This is a genomic window from Methylobacterium sp. CM6247 (assembly GCF_054817925.1).
This window is the reverse complement of sequence record NZ_JBTXKX010000003.1, coordinates 3,555,563-3,570,044: the sequence shown is the minus strand read 5'-3', so window position 1 is coordinate 3,570,044 and position 14,482 is coordinate 3,555,563. Positions and strand designations below refer to the sequence as shown.

Below are 14,482 nucleotides of genomic sequence, written 5' to 3'. Positions count from 1 at the left end.
GGGTGACTGACCATGGCTGACCTCACCCTCAACGGCATTCCGGTGATCGACACCTTCGCCGAGGCGTTCGACGTCGCCGGTACGGCGCTGATCATCACCAACGACACCGCCAAATGGGCGATGATCGCCGCCGTGACCATGACCGGGTTCGCTACGTCGGTGATCGGCTGCGGCGCCGAGGCCGGGATCGATTGCGAGCTCTCGCCGGAGGAGACTCCGGACGGCCGCCCCGGCGTGCGCGTGCTGCTGTTCGGCTTCGAGCCGAACGGCCTCAAGGACCAACTCCTCAAGCGCGTCGGCCAGTGCATCCTCACCTGCCCCGGCACTGCCTGCTATGCAGGCGTCGACGGGCCTCACAAGATCAAGCTCGGCGGCGCGATCCGGTATTTCGGTGACGGGTTCGCGGTGGCCAAGCGTCTGACCGACCCAGTCTCCGGCAAGGCGCGGCGCTATTGGCGTGTGCCGGTGATGGACGGCGAGTTCCTCTGCGAGGATTTCGTCCGCGCGGTGGACGGCGCGGTGGGCGGCGGCAACCTGCTGTTCCTCGGGCGCAACCATGCCGAGACCCTCAAGGTCGCGGAGATCGCCGTGGATGCCGCTCGCTCGGTGGCGGATGTGATCCTGCCCTTCCCCGGCGGCATCGTCCGTTCCGGCTCCAAGGTCGGAGCACGGACGAAAGGCATGATGGCCTCCACCAACGACGCCTATTGCCCGACCCTCAAAGGCCGGGCCGGCTCCGAACTCGCGGCAGAGGTCGGCGTGGTGCTGGAGATCGTCATCGACGGGCTCACCTCGCGCTCGGTGGCCGAATCCATGCGCGCGGCGCTCCACGCCTCCACCGAAGCCGGTGCCGCGCACGGGCTCGTGGCGGTGACGGCGGGCAATTACGGCGGCAATCTCGGCCGCCACCATTATCACCTGAAGGACCTGCTCTCGAAGGAGCCGGCGAGCGAGGCTGGAGCGGCATGAGCACCCTCACCCTGCGCCAGGAGCCGCCGGAGCGGCTCGATTTTCTCCATGTGAATCCGCTCTCCCTGAGCGGCCTGACCGAGGCCGAGGCGGGGAAACTCCCCATCGGCACCAGCCGACGCGGCCTGACGCTGGGCGACGTCTTCGCGATCAGCCTCGACGGCTCCGACAGCCTGACCATCGAGGGCGGGTCATCCCGCTTCGACAGCATTGGTGCCTCGCTCAGCGGCGGTTCGATCCGGGTCGTCGGCGATGTCGGCCAGCGCCTCGGCGCAGGCATGGCATCGGGCTCGGTGACGGTCACGGGATCGGCCGGCCCCTATGCCGGATCGGGTGCCAAGGGCGGCACGATCACCATCGAAGGGGATGCCGGCGATCATGCGGGCGGCGCAGTCTATGCCGCCAAGGCCGGACTCGACGGCGCCACGCTGGTGATCCGAGGCTCGGCCGGCGATTATCTCGGCGACCGCATGCGGCGCGGGCTGATTCTGGTCGGATCCGCCGGGGCTCATGCCGGATCGCGGATGATCGCGGGCACGATCGCGGCCCTCTCGGTGGGTGACCATCCGGGCTACGGCATGCGGCGTGGGACGATCCTCGCAGGCGGACACGGTGCCCTGAGCCCGAGTTTCGTCGAGACGGGAACGCACGATCTCGTGTTCCTGCGGCTGCTCGCCCGATCCCTGCGCGCCCTCAGCCCCGCCCATGCCGACCTCGCGGCGGGTGCGCTCAAGCGCTATTCCGGCGATCTCGCCACCCTCGGCAAGGGTGAACTCTGGGTTACGGCCGCCTGAGAAACCGGGCGAGTCCCTTGCCGGCGGCGCTCTGCGCCGTCGGCGGAGTCATCACGTATCCGTTAGCTCGGTGCGATCCTGCTGATCGACCGTTGATCGCCCCGCCCTCATTCTCCGGGGCTCTGGACGCATAGGCCACGGCGCTGGCCGGGAAGCCCGGATCGCTCAGATCACGGCTCGCAAGGTTCGTTTCGTCGGAGACGAGACGCCGGATCGGTACGATCGCTCCGTTCGAGATATGCCGGCTAGGCGTCGCCGCGACCCGAAAACCGGTTTCTACGGTACGAGTCTCAAGATCGCCGGACCTGCGCGACTCCCAATCCTGCATTTACTTGCCAGGCCCCGCTCCCATGCAGGAGCTGCGTCGTCCCCTTGAAAGCCGGACACCGTTCTCGCGAACATCACAGTGATCATTGTTGCTGATCTGAATGATGCATAATTATTCTGATTAACAAATGGTTGTAGAAGGTGTGGAGCGGATGTCGCACCGGTGGATCTGGATCATCGGTCGCTCTGAAGGAGAAATACCCTCAGGTGCGCCAGAACACGTGGCCGATTCCCAATTCCTCACCTGAGTCTAACCTTTACCCTTCGTTGACGGCTGCTGCTGTATTCGATGGATGTTGTTGCAGGAATGCGACAGACCTCACGCCCGACCAAGCCTACAAGCGCTCAGGCTTAATGCCCATCAGGACCAGACACACAATGAAAAGACTGCTTCTCGCTACGACCGTTCTCGCCGGCCTGACTGCTGTCGCTTCGGCCGCCGACCTTCCCCGTCGCGCCGCTCCGCCGGTCTTCGTTCCGGTCCCGGTCTTCACGTGGACGGGCTTCTACGCCGGTATCAACGCCGGTTACGCTTTCGACGCCGGCAAGGAAGGCCCCAACTCCTTCCCGGTGGCGAGCCGCTTCACCGCCGCTGGCACCCCGCAGGTCGCCACGTTCAGCAAGGACAGCCAGGACGGCTTCTCCGGCGGCGCGCAGATCGGTTACAACTACCAGTTCACCCCGGGTTCGGGCGTGGTCGTCGGTATCGAAGCCGACGCCCAGTACCTCGATTTCGGCGCCAAGCGTCGTGACTCGGGCGTCGTTGCCGCTCCCGGCTTCGCCATCAACGACCCGCGTGGCCTCTCCAGCCTCGACTTCTTCGGTACCGTCCGCGGTCGCCTCGGCTACGCTTTCGACCGCACCCTCGTGTACGGCACCGGCGGCTTCGCTTACGGCGCTGGCAGCACCGACCGTAGCTTCGGCGGCTTCCAGGGCAACGACGACTTCCGCACCGGCTACGCCGTCGGCGGTGGTATCGAATACGCTCTCCCCACCGACTCGTTCTTCAACTTCTTCCGCGCTTCCGCTGTGACGCTGAAGGTCGAAGGCCTGTACGTGAACCTCGATCGCGGCACCCGCAACCAGGGCGCCTTCATCATCAACACCGCTGCCAACAACGCTGTCGTGCAGTCGATCAGCAGCGGTCGTCGCGACGACGAGTTCGCCGTCGTCCGCGCCGGCCTGAACTACAAGTTCGGCACCTACTAGGATCGTCCATAATCTCCGCGCAGTCCTCCTTGAGGGCTGCGCGGCTCAGGATCGTCCATACGAAAAACCCGGCCTCGCGGCCGGGTTTTTTGCGTTGGTATGGGTTCGTCGCACAGTGACGGGGAAGCGGTGCTTCCCCTGTCTCATGCCAGACCTCGATCAGCCCGCCTCAGCCCGCACTCGGCATCAGATGTCGAGCACGGCCTCGTCGGCGAAGGCAGCGCGTTCGGAGATGAAGGCGAAACGGGCTTCGGGCTTGTTGCCCATCAGCCGCTCCACGGCGTCGCCCGTGGAGACGCGCGCCTCGTCGAGGACCGCGACGCGCAGAAGGGTGCGCTTCTTCGGGTCCATGGTCGTCTCCTTCAACTGCGCCGGCATCATCTCGCCGAGCCCCTTGAAGCGGCTGATCTCGACCTTGGCACCCTTGAACGTGGTCTTGATGACCCGCTCCTTATCGGCATCGTCACGGGCATAGGCCGTCTTCGCGCCGTGCTGGAGGCGGTAGAGCGGCGGGATCGCGAGGTAGAGATGACCCTTGTCGATGAGCTTGGGCATCTGGCGATAGAAGAAGGTGATCAGCAGGGATGCGATATGGGCGCCGTCGACATCGGCGTCGGTCATGATGATGACCTTCTCGTAGCGAAGATCCTCGCCCTTGTAGCTGTTGCCCGTGCCGCAACCGAGCGCCTGGGTCAGGTCGGAGATGAGCTGGTTGGCGCCCATCTTGTCGCGACTGGCCGAGGCCACGTTGAGGATCTTGCCGCGCAGGGGCAGGATCGCCTGGCTGGCGCGGTCGCGCGCCTGCTTTGCCGAGCCGCCGGCGGAATCGCCCTCGACGATGAAGATTTCCGAGCCGGCCGTACCGGCCTTGGAGCAATCGGCGAGCTTGCCCGGCAGACGTAGCTTGCGGGTCGCGGATTTGCGCGCGACCTCTTTCTCTTGGCGTCGGCGCAGGCGCTCCTCGGCCCGGTCGATCACCCAGTCGAGAAGTTTGTTGGCCTGGGCCGGGGAGGCGGCGAGCCAATGGTCGAACGCGTCGCGGATCGCCGTCTCGACAATCCTCGAGGCTTCCACGGTGGCGAGCTTGTCCTTGGTCTGGCCCTGGAATTCCGGCTCGCGGATGAAGACGGAGAGCATCGAGGCGCAGGTCGCCATGACGTCATCCGTTGTGACGGAGGTCATGCGCTTAGCCTGGCCGACGCGTTCGGCATGTTCGCGCAGCGCCCGCAGCAGGGCGACGCGCAGGCCGCTTTCATGCGTGCCACCCTCGGCGGTGGGGATGGTGTTGCAATAGGAGTGCGAGACCCCGTCCTCCACCACCATCCAGGCGACGGCCCATTCGAGGGAGCCATGGCCGCCGGGCTTCGTCACCTTGCCGGCGAAAACCGCATCGGTAACGAGTTCCTTGCCCTCGAGATCGCGGGCGAGATAATCGCGCAGGCCGCCGGGGAAGCGGTGCACGGTCTCTGCCGGAACGTCGTCCATCCCCTCGATCAGGGACGGCGCGCAACGCCAGCGGATTTCGACGCCGCCGAACAGGTAGGCCTTGGACCGGGCCATCTTGAACAGCCGGCGCGGATCGAATTTCAGAGCTCCGAAGATCTCGGCATCGGGATGGAAGCGCACCCGGGTGCCGCGACGGTTCTGCACCCGGCCGACCTCCACCAGAGGCCCCTGCACGTGGCCGCGCGAGAACGTCTGGCGGTACAGGGTCTGGCTGCGGGCGACCTCGACCTCGAGGCTGTCCGAGAGGGCATTGACCACGGAGATGCCGACGCCATGAAGGCCGCCCGAGGTCTCGTAGACCTTCGAGTCGAATTTTCCGCCGGCGTGCAGCGTCGTCATGATCACTTCGAGGGCGGATTTGCCGGGGAATTTCGGATGCGGGTCCACCGGGATACCGCGTCCATTATCGGTGATGACGAGGTGGCCCGTCGCCTCCAGTTCCACCTCGATGTAGCTGGCATGGCCGGCCACAGCCTCGTCCATGGAATTGTCGATCACCTCGGCGAAGAGATGGTGCAGGGCGCGTTCGTCGGTGCCGCCGATATACATGCCCGGCCGGCGCCGGACGGGCTCCAGCCCCTCCAGCACTTCGATCGACGAGGCGTCGTAGCCGGCCTCGGCTGTTTCGATGGGCGCCTTGTCGAGGGGCGCCCGGGCGGCCGAGGAAGCCTTGGCACCGCGAACCGGCGCCTGGCCGCCTGCGAACAGATCGCTCGGCCGGCCGACGGCGGGGGCCGCAACGGCCTGGCGTGAGGTCTCGCGCTGAGTCATGTGCCAACCATACAGGAACGAAACGGAAACGTGAAGCGCCGCCATGAGGGCGCGGGAGGTCTCTCCCCGTGTTCCTGCACAGCTTGCGCCGATTCCCTTAACGCTGTGTCGTCTGGATTTCGGAGGGACCGGCGCGGTCGCTGCGCCCTGCCCTTTCCCCGGTCGCTATCCGTACCCCTGCTGGCACTCTGAAGGAGTTGCGGCGCAATGGGGGCGAGTTCCACGACGCCGGTTCGACAGGGCCGCCATTCAGCGGCGACGGAGGGGGATCCAGTGTCCAGCTGGAAAGGCCGAGCGGTCAGCTTCCTACCCGGCCGCCCCCGCGCTTCGTGATGGCGACGATGGCCGGGCGGGGCGGCATCGCATCGTCGAAATCCGGCCACCGGGTCGAGGGTGCCTCGAACGTGGCGGGGGCGGCCTTCGGATCCTCCTCGTCGGCCTCGCCGGGATGCTGGACGGCGACGAAGAACGTGGTGTCGTCCGGTGTGAAGTAGGGGCCGCACATCTCCGCGCCGTTGGGCACCCGGAAGAAGTGCTTGCCGGTTCCCCGTCCCTGCCCGTCCGTCTCCATGGCCCAGATTCCGTCGTTCCGGCCCGTCTTCGATGGCGAGTTCCCGTCGGTGGCGACCCAGAGCCGACCCTGTCCGTCGACCGAGCAATTGTCCGGCATGCCGAACCAGCCGTCCTTCGTCGTCGCGGAGGAGAAGGTGGCGCCGACCGTAGCGATGGAGGGATCGCCGCATTTGACGAGGATCTCCCAGGCGAAGCCCGGTGCCGCATGGTCGCCCTCGTCGGGGGTCAGCTCCACGATGTGGCCGAAGCGGTTGTCGGGCCTCGGATTGGCGGCGTTCACCTCGTCGGGTTTGCGTTTCACGTTGTTGGTGAGCATGACATAGACCTTGCCGGTCTTCGGATTGGCCTCGACGTCTTCCGGGCGATCCATCTTGGTGGCGCCGAGGAGGTCGGCGGCACGCCGTGCCTCGATGACCACGTCGGCCTGGGAGCGGAACCCGTTCTCCGTCGTCAGGGGGCCTTGTCCGAAGACCAGCGGCATCCAGGCGCCGCGTCCGTCGGCATCGAACCGGGCGACGTGGAGCGTGCCGGAATCCAGGATATCGCGGTTGGTCTGCCGGTCGGCGAGATTTACGGCCGCGTCCGTCACGAACTTGTAGACGTAGTCGAAACGCTCGTCGTCGCCCTGGTAGACCACGTAGCGGCCGCTCTTCGAGACGATGCCGGCGGCGCCTTCGTGCTTGAACCGGCCCATGGCGGTGCGCTTCGTCGGGACGGAGGCGGGATCGAACGGGTCGATCTCCACGACCCAGCCGAAGCGGTTCGGCTCGTTCGGCTCTTTGGACAGGTCGAACCGCTCATGGAAGCGGCCCCAGGCATAGGCATTGCCTGGTAGGCCGAGGCGCTTGTGATTGGCCGCCTCCCCCGAGCCCTCGGCGAGTGTGCCTGAGAAGTAGTAGTTGATGTTCTCCTCGCAGGTGAGCCACGTCCCCCAGGGGGTGGTTCCGCCGGCGCAGTTGTTGATCATCCCCTTCACCGTACGGCCCGCAGGATCGGCCGTCGTCTTCAGCCGGTCGGAGCCTGCGGCGGGACCGGACAAAGTCATCACCGTCTCCGCGGTGATGCGCCGGGCGTGAGGCGAGTTCGGCACCACGGCCCATTTGCCGTCCGTTCGCTTCACCTCGATCACCGATCCGCCATGGGCGGCCATCTCGATATCGACGAGCTCGCGGTTCATGCCCTTGAACGCAACAGTCTTGATATCCTGGCGGCCGAAGCCGGGGAACATCAGCTCCTCGTTGGTGTATTCGTGATTGACCACGAGAAGTCCGTGCGCCGCCGGATCGGCGGCGCCGGGCATCGGGAAATAACCGACGAAGTCGTTGTTGTAGCCGAATTGCCGGGCCTGGGCCTCCGCCGACTGGTTCCGCGGATCGAAAGCAGGCGCGCCAGGCAGAACTGGATCGCCCCAGCGGATCAGGATGTCGGCATCGTGCCCCTCGGCCACGTGATGGTGGGTGTCCGAACCCGCTTCGATCTCCTTGAACGGGAACGGCGTCGCCCGTCCCTGCGCCGCCGCAGCCGGGGCGGCCGCGAGCGCGCGGGGCGTCACCACCGCCGCGATGGCGCCGACCCCGAGGAGACCGCGCAGCAGATCGCGCCGGTCGAACCGCGCGGCGACCACATCGCCGAACGTGGCGTTGCCGCTCGTATTCGTGCCTGCATCCTCGCCGTCTTCGGCGGCCTGCGAGCGGGTGCGCAGCGGCTCGGTCATGGTGGAACTCGTCCTGTGACTTAGGTGACAGAATCCTAGGAGCCGGACATGGCGGGGCGATGACGGGTCGGATTGGGAACCAATCTCTGGTTTGTGCGTTTCCGCACATAGAGCCGATCGGTGGGAGAGCGACATGGCGCCGTCTGCAGCCTTGAGAATGGTGCGCCACGACGATCTCATCCGCGCGTCGCAGGCTGCGGGTCGTGCCTTCTCGCCGATCGAGGACGGAGCCGACGATGGATCGACGGCATCCTCCAAATTTCTTGCTCTCTCGGCGGTGTCTCTTGCGGGCTTCCTCGCGAGCTTCGGAGCCTTCCTCTTCTTCGTCTGAGGGCAGCGCAGCCCTAAAGGTCGAGGGAGCCGTCTGCTCGCCGACGAAGCTATGCCTGGCTCAAGCCGACCGAACCATCATATCGCAAGGAAAACAGCCTGCCGAAGGGTGAGAGGGTAGTCTTTGACCCGACCCTTCAGCCTCCTGCCTCGCCAATCGTCGGCTCAGCTTTTCAGGCCGCCACGGACCCGGTAGCCAGCCCTCCGAAGCGGCGGTCGCGATTGCGGTAGGCGGCGAGAGCTTCTTCGAGGTCTCCGGCATCGAAATCAGGCCAATGGCGGCGGGTGAAGTGAAGCTCGGCGTAGGCGCTCTCCCAGAGCAGGAAATCGGAAAGCCGCTGCTCGCCGCTGGTGCGGATCACGAGATCGACCTCGGGGACACAGGCATCGCCCGTCACCAGGGCCGAGAAAGCGGTGCGGGTCATGCCGGGATTGCTGGCGCTGGCGAGCGCGGCGGCGAGAATGGCATCGCGGGCGGAGTAATCGACGGCGATCCGCAGATGCAGGGCTTTCCCCTCGAGCGTTGCGGCCTCGGCTCGGCCGATGGCGGCGGCGAGTCCCTCGGGCAAGCGGTCGCGCCGGCCGATCACGCTGAGACGTACGCCGCTTTCGACCAAACGGGCGATCTCGTTGCGCAGGTAGAGCCGGAGCAGCCCCATCAGGGCGGAGACCTCCGCCTCCGGACGTCTCCAGTTGTCGCAAGAGAAGGCATAAAGGGTGAGGGTGCCGATGGCTTGTTTCGGCGCCGCCTCCACGACCCGGCGGATCGCCTCGACGCCTTCCTTGTGACCGAGCGCGCGGGGCAGTCCGCGCCCCGAGGCCCAGCGTCCGTTGCCATCCATGATGATGCCCACATGCAGGCCGGGCGTCTGTTCGCTTTGCATCGCAGAGTTCCTTGGCAAAAAAAAGACGGAGCCTGGCCGTCAGGCCGGACGCGCGACGAGGGGGAGGCCCGCGCTCTCGGCCGCCATCTCGGCGGCCTTGGCGGCGTCCCGCACCACCTGTTCGAGGACGGCGAGGTAATCGAGGAAGCGAGTCCGGCCGGTCGGTGTCAGATGGCAGGTCGTCAGCGGTCGGGTGCCACCATGGCTCTTGCCCTGCCCTTTCCTGATCTCGACGAAGCCGGCCTCCTGCAACACTTGGAGGTGACGGTTGAGATTACCGTCCGTGAGGCCGCAGAGTTGCTTAAGGTCGCCGAAGGCCAGCCCCTTTGGAGCCGCCATCAGCGAGGTGAGGAGGCCGAGCCGGGCCTTCTCGTGAATGACCCGGTCGAGGCCGTCATACGCGAAGGGAGCATCACGCATCACTTTCCTCCCGGGCGCGGTAGAGGATCATGGCCATCAGAAACTGGCCGACGGCGAAAGGCAGTCCCATGGTCCAGGGCGAGAGGACGCGGTCGGCGCTCGCCAGCATGAGCACGGCGAGGCCCGCCACCATGTACCAGGCGCCCGGCAGCGCGATGCCTTTCGGAAGGGACCGCACCGAGGCGAAGAGCCCGAGGCTCACTAGCATCTGCCACAGCCCCGGCAGCATCCACAGGGATTCCGGCGAGACCTGTACCAAGACCAGGGCGAGGCAGGCGCCCGCCGCGCCGGCGGGCAGGAACTGCTCCACCGCGTTCACGATCGCCGTGTCGGTGAGCCCCGCATGGTCGCGACGCGAACGGGCTCGCATCTCGGCGCCGATCAGGCCGGCGGAGGCCAGGGCGGCGGCGATCCAGCCGCCTAGGAACAGTAGCGGCTGTCCGGTCGGGTCGTCGAGCCAGACATGCTGCGCCAGGGCGGTGCCGAGGGCGAGGACGCCCGTGGCCGCGATGGCGGAGGGTCCGAACCCGCAGAAGGCGTCGCCGCGGGCGAGTTGCGCGCGGATCGCCACGATATCGGCGAGGGCTCTATCGAGATCGGACATCCGATACTCCCGGATCAACTTTGTATCGCAAAGTAAGCTGATCCTGCGCCTGTCCGCAAGTGCCGTCAGGCACGTGGAATCAGCGGGTGCGGAGCTCTGTCACTCCTGTGCCAGTCGCTCGGCCAGGGCCGGCGACAGGCCGATGCTCTCGATGGACGGCGCCGGCTGGCCCGGCGGCAAGCCGCAGATCGCGGCGGCGAGGACCGCACGGGTCCCTACTTCCACCGAGCATAGGACGGGCACCGGCACATGCGGCTGGATGCGTTCGGCGAGGCCGGCAAGCGCCGCTCCGCCGAGGATCACCACATCCGCCCCGTCGCGGATGGCGCAGGTGGTGCAGGCGGCGGCCAGATCCGCCAGGGCCGCCTCGGGGTCCCGTGCGATGCGGTCTCCCGTGGGGGCAATGGTGCGGATGGCGGCGAGCTTGTCGGAGAGGCCGATGCTCGCCACGAACTCCTCCAGCATCGGTCCCCATAGGGCGCCCCCGGTGACGATGGCGAAGCGCCCTCCCCGCGCCGTGGCGGCGAGGCACGAGGCCTCGGCCATGCCGACCACCGGCAGCGGGGATATCTCGCGCAGGCCTCCGAGTCCCGGATCTCCGAAACAGGCGAGGTAGACCGCGTCGCAGCCCTCGGCGTGCTCGGCCAGCGCGTCGAGGGCGGCATGGGCCGCGATCGCCGAAGCGGCCCGGCTGGTGATGTAGCGGGCACCGAAGCGCCCGGTGACCGCCACGATCTCGACGGCGTCGCCCGCCACTCGCCGCGCATGCGCGGCGACCAGATCGGTGACGGATTCGGTCGTGTTGGGGTTGATCAGCAGGATGCGCAAAGGGAATCGGTCTCCGGTCAGGCCTTGGCCGCGGCGGCCCTCTTACGCATCAGGACGACATAGATCGAGAAGCCCAGGGCCACGCCGATGAACCAGCTGAAATTCGCCACGCTTCCCAGGGCCGGGATGACGGCGCAGAGCACCGGCACCAGGGCGGAGGGAATGACGCTGTAGATCGCGGCGCGATTGTATCCGCCATCGTACCAGTAAGTTCCGGTCGGGCTCATCGTGTAGAGGTCGTCCACCACGACATGCTGCTTCCGCACGATGAAGAAGTCGGCGATCAGGATGCCGAAGAGCGGACCGATGAAGGCGCCGAGGATGTCGAGCGTGTAATGGATCACGGCCGGGTTGTTGTAGAGGTTCCACGGAGTGATGAAGATCGAGGCCACGGCCGCGATCATCCCGCCCATGCGCCAGCTGATATGCTGCGGAGCCACGTTCGAGAAATCGAAGGCCGGGGAGACGAAGTTCGCCACGATGTTGATGCCGATCGTCGCCGTCATGAAGGTGAAGGCGCCGAGCACCACCGCGTAGGTGTTGTCGATCTTACTCACCGTCTCCACCGGATCGATGATGAGGTGGCCGAAGACCGGCAAGGTCGAAGAGGTGGTGATGACGGTGAGCAGCGAGAAACCGATGAAGTTCACCGGCAGGCCCCAGAAGTTACCGGCCTTCACCGCGGGAAATGACTTTCCGTAGCGTGAGAAGTCGCCGAAATTCAGCATCGGCCCGGAGAAGTACGAGACGACCAGGGCGACCGCATTGAGCATCACCGGCAGGGCGTCCCAGCCCCGGTACTTCACCTCGCCGAGGGTGAGGCCGACATTCGCCACGCCGGCCTTGGCCACGAGGTAGACCGCCAGGGCGATCATCACGACGTAGACGGCGGGGCCGGCCCAATCGATGAATTTGCGGATCGCCTCCATCCCGCGCCAGAACACCAGGGCCTGGATCACCCAAAGGGCCATGAAGGCCGCCCAGCCGAGGCTGGACAGGCCGGCGAAGCCGAACTGGGTCACCTCGGCATAGGGTTTCAGCTCCGGGTAGAAGCGCAAGGCGACGATCATGAAGGCGCTGGAGGCGAGGTAGGTCTGGATGCCGTACCAGGCGACGGCGATGAGGCCCCGGATGATGGCGGGGATGTTGGCGCCCTTCACGCCGAAGGAGGCCCGGCAGATCACCGGATAGGGCGTGCCCGTGACCTGGCTCGGCTTGGCCACGAGGTTGCAGAAGAATTGCACGATGAGGATGCCGACGAGCAGCGAGACCAGCACCTGCCAGCTCACGAGGCCGAGGGAGAACAGGCTGCCCGCCGTGATGTAGCCGCCGACGCTGTGGACGTCCGACATCCAGAAGGCGAAAAAGTTGTAGGTGCCCCAGCTCTGTTTCCTGAGCGGGGCCAGATCCTCGTTGGTGAGGCGATCGTCGTAGCCGGGTTTGATCACCACATCCGCATGGGAATCGGGAACTGCACCTCCGGACGCGGCCGGCTCGGTGATCGAGGCGCTATGTGACATGAGTTCGTCCCCCTTCGTGTGAGGGCCGAAGCCCATGTCCTACCGGCGCTCGCTCAAGCAGGGCGTGTGCCAGCTTGACAGTACCCCCGACTCTTCGGCTTCTCGTTCGCAGACGCCGTATGCACCGGATAAACGACGGTGCTTTGCCCGTGGTCGATTGACAAGACACCTCAAGGCTCTAAGTGTCCCGCAACGCGTGTGCGCGGCTGGTCCTGTATTCGAACGACCCTTTTCGAACGGACCGCGGAGCCTAGCCCACGACGATCTTCTCCGCGCGGATCGTTACGAGTTCCTGCGCGCAACGGTTCACATCAGCATATGTCTTTTGCCGACCTCGGATTGAGCGACAAGGTCCTCCAGGCCGTCACGGCCGCGGGCTACACGGACCCGACACCGATCCAGGCTCAAGCCATCCCGCATGTTCTGGCGCGCCGTGACGTCCTTGGTATCGCCCAGACAGGGACGGGTAAGACCGCCGCCTTCACCTTGCCGATGCTCACCCTGCTCGAGAATGGACGGGCACGGGCGCGCATGCCGCGCACGCTGATCCTTGAGCCGACCCGCGAACTCGCGGCCCAGGTGGTCGAGAATTTCGACCGCTACGGCGTCAACCACAAGCTCAACGTGGCCCTGATCATCGGGGGCGTGTCCTTCGCCGAGCAGGATGCCAAGCTGATGCGCGGCGCCGACGTTCTGATCGCGACACCGGGCCGCCTGCTCGACCATTTCGAGCGCGGCAAGCTGCTGCTCACCGGGGTCGAGCTCCTGGTCATCGACGAGGCGGACCGGATGCTCGACATGGGCTTCATTCCCGATATCGAGCGCATCGTGAAGATGGTGCCGTTCACGCGCCAGACCCTGTTCTTCTCCGCGACGATGCCGCCCGAGATCGAGCGGCTGGCTGACGTGTTCCTGCATAACCCGCAGCGGATCGAGGTGGCGCGCCCCGCCTCCACCGCGACGACGATCGTGCAGAAATTGGTCGCCGCAGGGTCGGAGGGGCACGAGAAGCGCGATCTCCTGCGCCGTCTCATCCGCGGTGAGGCCGAACTCAACAACGGCATCATCTTCTGCAACCGCAAGCGCGACGTGGCGCTGCTGCAGAAGTCGCTGGCGAGCCACGGTTTCAACGTCGCGGCCCTTCACGGCGACATGGATCAGCGCGCGCGCACGGTCGCCCTCGATGGATTCCGCTCCGGTGAAGTTCCGCTGCTGGTTGCGAGCGACGTCGCGGCTCGCGGCCTCGACATTCCCGCGGTGAGCCACGTCTTCAATTTCGACGTGCCGCATCACCCGGAAGACTACGTGCACCGGATCGGGCGTACGGGCCGTGCCGGTCGCGCCGGGCATGCCTTCACCCTGGTCACCCGCTCCGACGAACGGTCGGTGACCGCGATCGAGAGCCTGATCGGCCAGCCGATCCCCTGGGCTGAGGGCGATCTCGGCACCTTGGCCGAGCCCTCGCCGGTGGTGGTCGAGGAAGAGACCCGCACACGTCATCGCGGACGCAGCGGGGATTCCGCTCGGCGCTCACGCGGTGGCGAGGGCGGAAGATCCGAGGGAAGCAAGTCCGAGAACGGCAAGTCCGAAAGCGGCAAGCCCGAGAATGGTAAGTCGGAAGGCGGCAAGTCGGAAAGCCGGCGCTCATCACGCGAGCGCCAGCCCTCGCGGCGTTCCGAGCCCGCACAGGTCGATGCCGTGGCCGAGTCCCCCACGCCCGAGGCAATCGTCCAGGCTCCGCGCCGGCGCGAGCCTTCTCGTCCGCCGCAAGAGGCTCGCAACCCTGATCCACGCGGTCAAGATTCCCGCCGAGGCTCGTCGGACCGCGGCCGCGACGAACGCCGTCCGTCACCCCGTCGCAGAGACGATGAGGATGGCGATACGCCGCTCGGTCTCGGCGAGCATGTGCCCGCCTTCCTCCTGCGCCCGGCCGTGATCAAAAAGTCGAGCTAACGCGCCGAGCCACAAATTGTTCCCTGCCCTTTTAACTGCATCTCCACCATCAGTGGGGTAACGGGAACATCTCGTCATTC

12 protein-coding genes are annotated in these 14,482 nt (G+C 66.3%); 5 read left to right on the top strand and 7 right to left on the bottom strand.

Annotated features, from left to right (window positions below; genetic code table 11):
- Window positions 1–12: 12 nt before the first annotated feature.
- The 3 genes from fhcD (at window position 13) to ACYQOP_RS17705 (ending at window position 3,299) form a co-directional block, all read left to right on the top strand.
- A complete protein-coding gene (gene fhcD, locus ACYQOP_RS17715; RefSeq protein ID WP_419952569.1) occupies window positions 13–969 on the top strand; it encodes a formylmethanofuran--tetrahydromethanopterin N-formyltransferase in 957 nt (318 codons plus the stop codon).
- Window positions 966–1,763, top strand: coding sequence for a formylmethanofuran dehydrogenase subunit C (locus ACYQOP_RS17710; protein WP_207412038.1), 798 nt, complete (start codon window positions 966–968; stop codon window positions 1,761–1,763). Before fhcD ends, ACYQOP_RS17710 begins: the two co-directional genes overlap by 4 nt.
- 705 nt (window positions 1,764–2,468) lie before the next feature.
- Complete coding sequence (locus tag ACYQOP_RS17705) at window positions 2,469–3,299, top strand: outer membrane protein (RefSeq protein ID WP_056423958.1); 831 nt, start codon at window positions 2,469–2,471, stop codon at window positions 3,297–3,299.
- Window positions 3,300–3,485: 186 nt separating this feature from the next.
- Here the strand turns inward: ACYQOP_RS17705 and parE are convergent, their stop codons facing one another.
- Both parE and ACYQOP_RS17695 read right to left on the bottom strand, forming a co-directional pair.
- The gene (gene parE, locus ACYQOP_RS17700; RefSeq protein WP_244478116.1) at window positions 3,486–5,576 is read right to left on the bottom strand and encodes a DNA topoisomerase IV subunit B; all 2,091 of its coding nucleotides are present in this window, start codon (window positions 5,574–5,576) and stop codon (window positions 3,486–3,488) included.
- A gap of 298 nt (window positions 5,577–5,874) precedes the next feature.
- Window positions 5,875–7,863, bottom strand: coding sequence for a PhoX family protein (locus tag ACYQOP_RS17695; RefSeq protein ID WP_461223295.1), 1,989 nt, complete (start codon window positions 7,861–7,863; stop codon window positions 5,875–5,877).
- Window positions 7,864–7,996: 133 nt separating this feature from the next.
- On the opposite strand from ACYQOP_RS17695, the gene ACYQOP_RS17690 reads away from it, so the two are divergent.
- A complete protein-coding gene (locus tag ACYQOP_RS17690) occupies window positions 7,997–8,194 on the top strand; it encodes a hypothetical protein (RefSeq protein ID WP_056423954.1) in 198 nt (65 codons plus the stop codon).
- Between the two features lie 172 nt (window positions 8,195–8,366).
- Here ACYQOP_RS17690 and ACYQOP_RS17685 read toward each other — a convergent pair whose 3' ends face one another.
- The 5 genes from ACYQOP_RS17685 to ACYQOP_RS17665 all read right to left on the bottom strand — a co-directional run bounded on the left by ACYQOP_RS17685 (window position 8,367) and on the right by ACYQOP_RS17665 (window position 12,449).
- Window positions 8,367–9,077, bottom strand: a complete 711-nt coding sequence (locus tag ACYQOP_RS17685) for a di-trans,poly-cis-decaprenylcistransferase (protein ID WP_461223294.1) — start codon at window positions 9,075–9,077, stop codon at window positions 8,367–8,369.
- 39 nt (window positions 9,078–9,116) lie between these two features.
- Window positions 9,117–9,497, bottom strand: coding sequence for a transcriptional regulator (locus ACYQOP_RS17680; RefSeq protein WP_056423950.1), 381 nt, complete (start codon window positions 9,495–9,497; stop codon window positions 9,117–9,119).
- Entirely contained in the window at window positions 9,490–10,101 is a 612-nt protein-coding gene (locus ACYQOP_RS17675; RefSeq protein ID WP_461223293.1) for a hypothetical protein, read from the bottom strand. The genes ACYQOP_RS17680 and ACYQOP_RS17675 overlap by 8 nt, the downstream gene beginning before the upstream one ends.
- Window positions 10,102–10,200: 99 nt before the next feature.
- On the bottom strand, window positions 10,201–10,929 hold the full coding sequence (locus ACYQOP_RS17670) for an aspartate/glutamate racemase family protein (RefSeq protein ID WP_461223292.1): 729 nt from the start codon (window positions 10,927–10,929) through the stop codon (window positions 10,201–10,203).
- Window positions 10,930–10,946: 17 nt separating this feature from the next.
- A complete protein-coding gene (locus ACYQOP_RS17665; RefSeq protein WP_461223291.1) occupies window positions 10,947–12,449 on the bottom strand; it encodes an NCS1 family nucleobase:cation symporter-1 in 1,503 nt (500 codons plus the stop codon).
- 318 nt (window positions 12,450–12,767) lie between these two features.
- Here ACYQOP_RS17665 and ACYQOP_RS17660 point away from each other — a divergent pair, with 318 nt between their 5' ends.
- Complete coding sequence (locus ACYQOP_RS17660; RefSeq protein WP_461223290.1) at window positions 12,768–14,402, top strand: DEAD/DEAH box helicase; 1,635 nt, start codon at window positions 12,768–12,770, stop codon at window positions 14,400–14,402.
- Window positions 14,403–14,482: the final 80 nt, after the last annotated feature.